10 protein-coding genes are annotated in these 10,319 nt (G+C 51.9%); 9 read left to right on the top strand and 1 reads right to left on the bottom strand.

Features of this window, described 5'->3' with window-relative positions:
- Window positions 1-141: 141 nt before the first annotated feature.
- The 6 genes from porG (at window position 142) to EG028_RS00480 (ending at window position 5,358) form a co-directional block, all read left to right on the top strand.
- The gene (gene porG / locus EG028_RS00505; RefSeq protein WP_120514096.1) at window positions 142-999 is read left to right on the top strand and encodes a type IX secretion system protein PorG; all 858 of its coding nucleotides are present in this window, start codon (window positions 142-144) and stop codon (window positions 997-999) included.
- A gap of 439 nt (window positions 1,000-1,438) precedes the next feature.
- Window positions 1,439-1,762 carry a hypothetical protein gene (locus tag EG028_RS00500; RefSeq protein WP_123864483.1) on the top strand — a complete coding sequence of 108 codons (324 nt, stop codon included), beginning with the start codon at window positions 1,439-1,441 and terminating at the stop codon, window positions 1,760-1,762.
- 105 nt (window positions 1,763-1,867) lie between these two features.
- Window positions 1,868-3,793, top strand: a complete 1,926-nt coding sequence (locus EG028_RS00495; RefSeq protein ID WP_120514095.1) for a menaquinone biosynthesis decarboxylase — start codon at window positions 1,868-1,870, stop codon at window positions 3,791-3,793.
- Window positions 3,794-4,132: 339 nt separating this feature from the next.
- A complete protein-coding gene (locus tag EG028_RS00490; protein WP_120514094.1) occupies window positions 4,133-4,591 on the top strand; it encodes a DUF6934 family protein in 459 nt (152 codons plus the stop codon).
- Between the two features lie 35 nt (window positions 4,592-4,626).
- A complete protein-coding gene (locus EG028_RS00485) occupies window positions 4,627-4,806 on the top strand; it encodes a hypothetical protein (protein WP_120514093.1) in 180 nt (59 codons plus the stop codon).
- A 192-nt stretch (window positions 4,807-4,998) separates the two neighbouring features.
- Entirely contained in the window at window positions 4,999-5,358 is a 360-nt protein-coding gene (locus EG028_RS00480; protein ID WP_120514092.1) for a hypothetical protein, read from the top strand.
- A 175-nt stretch (window positions 5,359-5,533) separates the two neighbouring features.
- Here EG028_RS00480 and EG028_RS00475 read toward each other — a convergent pair whose 3' ends face one another.
- The gene (locus EG028_RS00475; RefSeq protein ID WP_120514091.1) at window positions 5,534-7,120 is read right to left on the bottom strand and encodes a peptide chain release factor 3; all 1,587 of its coding nucleotides are present in this window, start codon (window positions 7,118-7,120) and stop codon (window positions 5,534-5,536) included.
- A gap of 199 nt (window positions 7,121-7,319) precedes the next feature.
- On the opposite strand from EG028_RS00475, the gene EG028_RS00470 reads away from it, so the two are divergent.
- Genes EG028_RS00470 through EG028_RS00460 form a run of 3 tightly spaced genes read left to right on the top strand, consistent with a single transcriptional unit; the run spans window position 7,320 to window position 10,315 of the window.
- On the top strand, window positions 7,320-8,570 hold the full coding sequence (locus tag EG028_RS00470) for an ABC transporter permease (protein ID WP_120514090.1): 1,251 nt from the start codon (window positions 7,320-7,322) through the stop codon (window positions 8,568-8,570).
- A 17-nt stretch (window positions 8,571-8,587) separates the two neighbouring features.
- Window positions 8,588-9,601 (top strand): tRNA (adenosine(37)-N6)-threonylcarbamoyltransferase complex transferase subunit TsaD, encoded by a 1,014-nt coding sequence (gene tsaD, locus EG028_RS00465; protein ID WP_120514089.1) that lies wholly within the window; start codon window positions 8,588-8,590, stop codon window positions 9,599-9,601.
- Between the two features lie 6 nt (window positions 9,602-9,607).
- Window positions 9,608-10,315, top strand: coding sequence for a tRNA1(Val) (adenine(37)-N6)-methyltransferase (locus EG028_RS00460; protein ID WP_120514088.1), 708 nt, complete (start codon window positions 9,608-9,610; stop codon window positions 10,313-10,315).
- Window positions 10,316-10,319: the final 4 nt, after the last annotated feature.

The following is a 10,319-nucleotide window of genomic DNA, read 5'->3' as shown; positions in this document are numbered from 1 at the left end:
AAAGGCTTTTATAATCATATCTTTAGAATTGTAATAAAGTGGAAAATTGTATAATTTAGTTCCCGGTTACACATGCCCCGGATACTTTTTTGTTATTCTGAAGCGTTGTAGTAATCAGTAACCTGTTAAAACCTTACAACCTTGAAAAAGATCATCGGGTTCGTTTTACTGCTCGCTGCCCCCTTTGTTAGTAAATCCCAGGACTGGCACGTTGGCGGAATCGCCGGTATCAGCAATTACAGTGGAGACCTTTCAGAAAAACGTGTGAACTTCAGTTATACGCGTCCTATGCTGGGCCTTTTGGTAAAAAGGGATATCAACCGCTTCCTGACGTTAAGGGCAGGATTCACCTGGGGTATGGCCGCCGCGGACGATAAGTCCAACGAAAGCGTTGCCCTCCAGGCGCGCAACCTCAGCTTCAGTTCCCATCTCTGGGAAGGTCACCTGGGCGCGGAGCTTAATATCCTTGATATAGATGATAAAGGTTTTACCCCGTATGTATTCGGAGGAGTGGCTTTGTTCAGTTTTTATCCCACGGCAAAAGATTCTTCCGGCGCCCGTGTGCCGCTTCGCCGCCTGAGCACGGAAGGGCAGGGGCTGCCGCAGTATCCGGAAAGGGGCAACCAGTATTCCCTGCACCAGATATCCATCCCCTTCGGCGTGGGCTTTAAATATATCTTTACAGACCGTATCATGCTCGGCATCGAGGTAGGCCTCAGGCCCACCTTCACCGATTACCTGGACGACGTAAGCACCACTTACGTGGACCAGAACACCCTGCTGGCGGAAAGAGGGCAGACCGCGGTGGATTGGGCATGGCGCGGCGATGAAGTAAATAAAACCGGGGTGACGGGCAACTACCCTACGGATGGTACGCAGCGCGGTTCCGCAAAATATAAAGACTGGTATACATTTTCAGGCATCACCGTAATGTACCGCATTGGCGGCAGCAGCAGCGGCGGCCGGAGCACGAACTTCTCGAAGTGCTTCAAAATGTAATCGCATAAAATAACTTTGGCACGATGGTTGCATAAAGGTGATTGTACACCCCCAATCAAGTCCAAATAGAAAAGTAAAAGGTTGTCTTTAAAGACAGCCTTTTTTATTTTATACCACCTGCGTTTCTCACAAAAAAGTATACGCATCATAAGATCATCTCCGCAACGTTTTTTCTTCGCAAAACATGCACGCATTTTCTTCTTTGCATGAAATGATTTCTCCTGCATGTTTACATTTTCCGTTTATCATTTTTTCGCTCCGGAACGATGGATTGCATTTCCGTTCATCCGCTCCGGTTACGCTACCAAACCCGCTGTGGCAGCGGATGCGCGTTGGAACAACGTTATTGGCATACTTCTTGAAATTATGATAACAAGTCCGTCCGCCTTAGGCAAATAAGGGGATGAACGGACAGAGAGAACAATTAAAACAGCAGGCTATGAAAAAGCTGATTCTCGTGATGCTCCTCCTCGGGGCAACCTATGCAACTACACAGGCACAGCACAGGGGCCGCGGCCACGACCGAGACCGTGACCGCGACAGGCATGAACGTTATGACGATTGTGATGATGACCGCAGAGGACGCGGGCACTACAAAAAAGTAGTGTATGTGGACAGACGCCATCGGGATTACCGCAGGGATGATTGCAGGGAAAGAGTAGTGGTGGTGCGCCCGCGCTATCATTATTCTCCTCCGCCGCCCCCGCTGCCTATACCGCGCAGGCCAAGGGTTTCAGGCGTGATTGTTTTTGGCAACAGGTAACGTACCTGGGTGACGACAATAGCCTTAAGGCTCCGTTTTAAACGGAGCCTTTTTTTATTCCCTATATCCAACGTACTTTTACCCATTGAACGAAAGCTGGAACCAATGGCATTTAAGCATTTAAGGCATTTTATCGATACGCTGGAAAAAGCGGGGGAGCTGGTGAGGATCAAAGAATATGTGAACCCCCACCTGGAAATCGCGGAGATCACGGACCGCATCAGCAAATCACCGGACGGCGGCAAAGCCCTGCTGTTTGAAAATACCGGGTACGACTTCCCCGTGCTCATCAACTCCATGGGAAGTTACCGCCGCATGTGCATGGCGCTGGGCGTGCAGGAGCTGGACGATGTAGCCTCCGAAATAGAAGGGCTCTTCAAAATGCTCTCCAAACCCAAAGAAAGTATCCTGGACAAACTCGCCATGCTGCCAAAGCTCAGCCAGTTCGCCTCCTGGATGCCGAAAGTGATATCAGGCCGCGGCGCCTGCCAGGAAGTGGTAATGACCAGCCCGGACCTTGGCAAACTGCCCGTAATGACCTGCTGGCCGCAGGATGGCGGACCTTTTATCACCCTGCCCGTGATCCACACCAAAGACCCGCATACCCAAAGCCGCAACGTAGGCATGTACCGTATGCAGGTGTTTGAAAAAGACATGACCGGCATGCACTGGCACAAACACAAAGTATCCGCCAAACATTTCTCCGAATACAAAAAGCTCAACAAGCGCATGCCTGTGGCCGTCATCCTCGGTGGCGACCCCGTATACACCTATTCCGCCACCGCACCGCTCCCCGAAAACGTGGATGAATACATGCTGGCCGGTTTTCTTCGCAAAAAGAAAGTGGAGCTGGTAAGATGTATTTCCCAGCCCGAACTGGAAGTGCCCGCCGACGCGGATTTCGTGATCGAAGGGTACGTGGAGGCGGATGAAGAGCTGATCTGGGAAGGGCCCTTTGGCGATCATACCGGTTATTATTCCCTGGCGGACTGGTACCCCCGGTTTCATGTTACCGCCATCACGCACCGCAAAGATGCCGTGTATCCCTCCACCATCGTGGGCATTCCCCCGCAGGAAGATGCCTGGATCGGGAAGGCTACCGAAAGGATATTCCTCGCGCCGATCAAAATGACGCTGGTGCCGGAGATCGTGGATATGGAAATGCCGGTGGAAGGCGTGTTTCACAATCTCGTGATCGCGCAGATACAAAAAGACTATCCCGGCCAGGCGCAGAAAGTGATGAACGCTATGTGGGGCGCCGGCCAGATGATGTTCAACAAAATACTGGCCGTAACCGATACGGGCACCCGCATCAACGATTACAAAGCGCTGGCGCAATACGCATTTAAACACCTGAACCCGGCTACAGACATCTATTTCAGCCAGGGGCCGATGGATGTGCTGGATCACTCCTGCTCCCGCATGGGTTTTGGCGGCAAAATGTGCATTGACGGTACCGCGCGCCTCCCCGAAGAAACAGACGACCGGTTTGATACCGCCTCTTTTTCACCGGAGGTGAACATCGCCGCGCTGCGGGCCGCTTTCCCGGAGATCAAAGCTGTGAACGCCACGCTGCTGAAGCTGGACATTCCCTGCATCGTGATAGCCGTGGAAAAGGACCGCCGCAACCATCTCCGTGAGCTGCACCCGCAGGTGTATGCACAGCCCGGCATGGAGGGCATTAAAATGGTCCTGTACGTGGAGCATACCGTGGACCCGATGGACCTTCCTTCCGCTCTCTGGCGCTTCTGCAACAACCTGGATCCGAAACGCGATAATTTCCTGGCGGAACGCCCTTCCAGCCGCAACGCGCATAAAGTAACCGCCTGCATGGGCCTGGACGGCACCATCAAAACCAAAGAGCTGGACGATTTCCAGCGGGACTGGCCGAATATTATCGTGGCGGACGATGCCACCATCAAAATCATCGATGAGAAGTGGCAAAAGCTGGGGCTGGGTGATTTCCTGCCTTCGCCTTCCCTCAAATACAAACAGCAGATCTACGGCCAGGGCGCCGTGGTGGCATTGTAAATGGGAAAATTCTATCAGTCAGGCCTTTAAACCTACGAACATCGTATTGCAATCCTTCGGTAATCCTTCGGTTGCGTTCGGTCGTGGCGCGGGTTTGAGGGTGTTTCACCGAAGGATGACCGAAGGATCATCGAAGGATGATCGAAGGATGGGTGATAAGTGATCTGAAAATCAAGTAATTATAGAAAATATCCCTCAACGGGGTGATTGAATATTAGCAATAGTATTTTCAATCACCCCGTTTCGTTTTTGGGGATGCAAAAAACTGGGATTTCCTCTAAAGTTTGGGTTGCGTGTGAGGTGCGGATAAATTGCGCGAAACCTTAAAGTTTTGGATGAATGAACCTGACGAAATATGACTATAACACGGATTCAACCTGCGCGAGTTTTACTTTCCAAAGTGTTGGCCCTAAAGGAATAATTGAAAAGATCGTTACGTATACGCCAATTGATGGTTTTGTAATTCTTGACGGAAAGCAGGTTACCAACCTTGCGTTTGGAGATCTGGACCGGGAGAAAAATGAAATAGATGATTTAACAACATCCAATAATAACGACCGGGATAAAATACTGGCAACAGTTGCGGCAACGGTGGTTGCTTATACAAGCCGGCATGGACAGCTTCCGATCTATTTTCAGGGAAGTACAGCTGCGAGAACAAGGCTTTACCAGATGGGAATTAATGCAAACCTGGCTGAAATACAGAAATTGTTTGAGATCAGGGGGCTATTGAATAGGAGGTGGCTTGCCTTTGTACCGGGAGTTAACTTTGAGGCGTTTCTGGCAATACGGAAATAATAGTATATTTGTAATGTAAAAAACAGGAGGTGAACATGCCTTTAAAGAAACTAAAAAAAGAACAAGAAGTAAAAACCGTTACAACCGGGAAAATGACAATTGATCCCTCCATGAGGGATTACAGCAAAGATGAGTTTGTCATGAAAAAGGTCGAAAAAGCAAAAGAAGTATTGACTAAATATGGCCTGCCCGAAGATTGGGTTACTCGCAAATAACTTATTTTATATGATCCACCGATCATGAATGATCCCCCGGTAACGGGGGATCATTTTTTTATATGGATACCGGAGTGTCCCCCTAAAATGATACAAATCGGCTACAGGATGATACGAATCGGCGAGACGATTAAATGGAGGTGTGTTATTTTTAGAGTGTTCAACCCAATTAACCCTCTAAAAATTTATCTTATGATCAAAAAAACTTCCCTTTTTGTGGCTGCCCTCATCCTTAGCTGCGGCTTTAGCATGAAAGCCACTTCCGCGTTGAGAAATCCTGATCCCGCACCCGGTTTGCATGCGCCCGCTTTTGCCTGGAACTTCATCTATGCCTTCGGTGCCGGCCCGGTATCGGGTTTGAGCTGGTCCGGCGATTACCTGTATATTTCTTCGGGCAGCTATACGGTATATTCCGCGGACGGGTATGGATTCCTTACCCCATCCACCCCGGTGTATGTAAATGCCGTGAATAATGCCAATACCTATGTACAGGTATGGCCAAGCGGCGGGGGCGCCGAGACCGTTTCCTACTATGATTTCATGGAATATTAGGAATAATCTTTTCCGCATTGCGTAAATACATTTACCAAATTCATAAATGATTGGCGTGCGGCTGGCCTACTTTTGTGACTCGCGCAATAGCCGAGCTTTACAATAATTGAGTTGGTCGTACATGAAAACGGCGCCTTTTTCAAGGCGCCGTTCTGTATTTTGAGCAGAGGGCTGCTTATTTATGTATCTCGGAAGTAAAATGGAACTCGATCTCCGGGTTGTTTGCCCTTTCGGTGTTCAGGTACCATTCGGACTGGGCGAGGTATACCAGGTGGCCGTCCTTGTCCTGCACCACGTTCGCGCCTTTGAAGCGGATGAACTCTTCCAGTTTCTGTTTGCTGCCGGTGATCCAGCAGGCTTTGTAGAACGGCAGGGTGTTGAACTGGCAGGAGGCGCCGTATTCCTGGAGCAGGCGGTACTGGATCACCTCAAACTGGAGGTCGCCCACGCAGCCGATGATCTTGCGGTTCCCATTGTGCTGGGTGAACAGCTGGGCAACGCCTTCGTCCGTGAGCTGGGAGATGCCTTTTTCAAGCTGTTTGGTCTTCATCGGGTCTTTGTTCACCAGTTCCTTGAACAGTTCGGGAGAGAAGCTGGGGATGCCGGTGAAAAAGAAATTTTCGCCTTCGGTGAGGGTATCGCCGATCTTGAAGTTCCCTGTGTCGAACAGGCCTACCACATCGCCTGGGTACGCATCGTCCACGATGTTCTTTTCCCGTGCGAGGAAGCTGTATGGGTTGGCAAAACGCACGTCTTTGTCCAGGCGTACGTGATGGTAAAATTTATTACGCTCGAACTTCCCGGAGCATACGCGCAGGAACGCGATACGGTCACGGTGGCGGGGATCGAGGTTTGCATGGATCTTGAACACAAACCCGGAGAATTTATCTTCCTCCACCTGCACCAGGCGGGTACTGGATTCGCGGTCGCGCGGGATGGGGGCGATCTCCACGAAGGTATCCAGCAGGTCTTTTACCCCGAAGTTGTTCACGGCGCTGCCGAAGAACACGGGCGCCAGCTTGCCTTCCAGGTAGGGCTGTTTGTCGAACTCGTCGTACACGCCTTCGATCAGTTCCACGTCGTTGCGCAGCTGGGCGGCGTCCTGTGCGTTGAACAGTTCGTCCACCTCGGGGCTGCTGAGGTCCGCCATCGGCAGGATATCTTCATCGGTGGCTTTGCGGTTGGCCGCGAAAGACACGAAACTTTTATCGTACAGGTTGTATACGCCCTTGAAGTCCTTGCCGCCGTTGATAGGCCAGCTGAGGGGGCGTACGCGGATGTTGAGCAGTTCCTCCAGCTCGTCCAGCAGGTCGAACGGATTTTTGCCGTCACGGTCCAGTTTATTCACGAAAATGATCACCGGCGTATCACGCATACGGCACACCTCCATCAGTTTTTTGGTTTGTTCTTCCACCCCTTTCACACAGTCGATCACCAGCACAACGCTGTCCACGGCGGTGAGGGTACGGTAGGTATCTTCGGCAAAGTCCTTGTGACCGGGGGTATCGAGGAGGTTCACGAGGATGTCCCTGTATTCGAAGGTCATCACGGAGGTGGCTACGGAGATACCGCGCTGCCGTTCGATCTCCATGAAGTCGGAGGTAGTGTGTTTTTTGATCTTGTTGGACTTTACCGCACCGGCCGTCTGGATAGCGCCGCCGAACAGGAGGAATTTCTCCGTAAGGGTGGTCTTACCGGCATCAGGGTGGGCAATGATCGCAAAGGATTTCCTTTTGCTGATCTCGTTAAGATATTTTGTCATAAATGGCTGCAAAGGTACATTTTTCTCCGAAAACCCCGGATAGTTGGAATGCTACTTCACGGGCATGCCCCCTTTTTTCCTTAAACCCGGATGGCGGCCATGATTCTTAGCCCAAATCCCTTTTTTCCCGGAAAACCGGGAATGTGGCCACCGGTAATAATGCCATTGGCCGCATTGTATAATATGCTAAATTTGGATCATGCTATCTACCCTTAAAATTCTTTGGAGCAGCTTCAAAATGGCCCTGCAGGAGCTGCGGGTGAACAAGCTCCGTACTTTCCTGTCCTTACTGGGCATTACTATCGGTATATTCTGCATTATCGCCGTGCTGACCGTTACGGGCAGTATGGAATCCAATATCAGGAAAGATCTGAACACACTGGGCAACAACGTGATATTTCTCCAGAAATGGCCATGGGACGGAGATGGGGAATGGTGGCGATATATGAACCGCCCTGAGCCTAAATATTCAGAGCTCAAAGCCGTTAAAGAAAAAGTACAGTCCGCCGATGCGGTCACGTTCCTTTTCAGTTCCGGCGGCAGGAAAGTGGAATATGGCTCCGACTATATGGAGAATGTGGAGATGCTGGCCACCACGGCGGATCTTGAAAAACTGCAGCCGGTGGACCTGGCGGCTGGCCGGTATTTCAGCCCCACGGAGCTGACGAACGGCTCCAATACGGTGATACTGGGTGCGAACATTTGGGAAGGCCTGTTTTACACCCCCGAGGCCTCCGTTGGCAAAGTAGTGCGGATCGGCGGGCGGAACACGCGGGTGATAGGCGTGCTGAAGCGGAAAGGAGAAAGCCTGATGGGGGGCGTTATCAACGACAATACATTTATACTGCCGTATACATTCGCCAGGACCATCATCGACGAGCGGCGTTTTGCCGATCCCTGGATCATGGTCAAGGCCAAACCGGGAATTGCCATTGGCCAGCTGAAAGACGAACTGACCGGCGCCATGCGGGCCATTCACCGGCTGAAACCCACGCAGGAAAACGATTTTGCACTGAACGAGATCACCACGGCCCAGAAAGAGTTGGAAAGCGTCTTCGGCGCTATCAATCTCGGCGGCTTTATAATAGCCTTCTTTTCTTTGCTGGTAGGGTGTTTTGGCATTGCGAACATCATGTTTGTGACCGTAAAAGAAAGGACGAACATCATTGGTCTGAAAAAGGCCATTGGCGCCAGGCCGGGCATTATCCTGCTGGAATTCCTGATGGAATCCGTTTTGCTGAGTATGATCGGCGGCGGGCTTGGGCTGCTGTTTGTATTCATCGGCACGCTGATTGCCCAAAACATGTTTGCCAGTTTTCAGATAGCCATGTCTCCCTGGAATATCATCCTCGGATTCTCTATATCAGGCGTGGTGGGCGTAATTGCAGGGTTTATACCCGCCTTCTCCGCCAGCCGGCTGGATCCGGTGGTTGCGATACGCAGCAATTAGTGTAACTTTGCGGCCTTATGCCGGTCAATATTTTAGCCATCGAATCTTCATGTGACGATACCAGCGCCGCGGTGATCGCGGACGGGAAGGTATTGTCGAACGTCATAGCAGGCCAGGCCGTACACGAACAGTACGGCGGCGTGGTGCCGGAGCTTGCTTCCCGGGCGCACCAGGAGAACATTGTACCCGTGGTGGACCTTGCCCTGAAAAAAGCCAATATGCAGCTTGCGGACCTCAGCGCCGTAGCTTTTACACAAAGCCCGGGCCTGATAGGCTCTTTGCTGGTAGGCAGCTGTTTTGCCAAATCCATGGCCCTGGCGCTGGACGTGCCGCTGATAGGCGTGCACCATATGCAGGCGCATGTGCTGGCTAACTTTATTGATGATCCCCAACCGCAGTTTCCCTGCCTCTGCCTGACGGTGTCCGGCGGGCATACCCAGATCGTATTGTGCGAAAGCCCGCTGAAGATGACCGTGATCGGCGAAACGATGGATGACGCGGCGGGAGAGGCTTTTGACAAAAGCGCCAAACTGCTGGGGCTGCCCTATCCCGGTGGGCCTTTGGTGGACAAACACGCCAGGGATGGGAATCCGGACCGTTTCCGTTTCCCGGAGCCGCAGATACCGGGGCTGAACTTCAGCTTTTCCGGGCTTAAAACGGCCATCCTGTATTTCCTCCAGGAAAACAGGGCCAAACAGGCGGATTTTGTGGAGGCGAACATCGCGGACATCTGCGCATCCATCCAGCTCCGCATCGTGACCATCCTGATGAACAAACTGGTGAAAGCATCCAAAGAAACCGGCATCAGCGAGATCTGCATCGCGGGCGGCGTGAGCGCGAACTCCGGGCTGCGCAAAGCGCTGGAAACCTACGGCGCACAGCATAACTGGAACGTATACATTCCCAAATTCGAATACTGTACGGACAATGCGGCGATGATAGCCATGACGGCGCATTACAAATACCTGGCGGGCGAATTCAGCCCGCTGGACACAGTGCCTACCGCACGGGCAGCGTTTTCCGCGATATAATTTCACATGGGCAACAGTTACTTCCGGTTCAAACAATTCACGGTACAGCAGGCGGGGAGCGCCATGAAAGTATGCACGGACGCCTGTATACAGGGGGCTTTCACGGCGGCTTTTGTAAAAGAAGAAACCCGCATCCTCGATATCGGCACGGGCACCGGCCTGCTGAGCCTCATGCTGGCGCAGCAAAGTCCCGCGGCCATCGATGCACTGGAACTGGATGAAGCAGCGTACCGCCAAGCCGCAGGCAACTTCGAGGCCTCACCCTGGCCCACCCGTCTTAAGGCCCTTCAGCAGGACGTACAAACTTACCAACCCGGAGAACAATATCCTTTTATCATCACCAACCCGCCCTTTTACGAAAACGATCTCAAAAGCCCTGACAGCCGCAGGAACACAGCGATGCACACTACCACGCTGGACTACGCCGCTTTGTTACATGCCATCCGGCGCCTGCTGACGCCCGGCGGCCGTTTCTCCGTATTGCTGCCCTATGAAGGGTTTCAGCGTTTCAGGGAGATGGCGGAAGCGGCGGGTTATACTTTACAGGAACTGCTGGAAGTACGGCAAACGACCGGTCATGGCTTCTTTCGCGCTGTGGGTATATTCGGGAAAGGAGGGGAGATACACGTGCGCGAAATGGCGGTGTACGATGCGCACAGGCAATACACACCGGAGTTTACGGCTTTGCTGAAAGATTATTATTTATACCTGTAGGCGG

The sequence above is a fragment of the Chitinophaga barathri genome (assembly GCF_003807585.1).
Lineage (GTDB): Bacteria > Bacteroidota > Bacteroidia > Chitinophagales > Chitinophagaceae > Chitinophaga > Chitinophaga barathri.
Note: the sequence above shows the minus strand (reverse complement) of the source record. Positions and strands in the feature narration are given on the sequence as shown.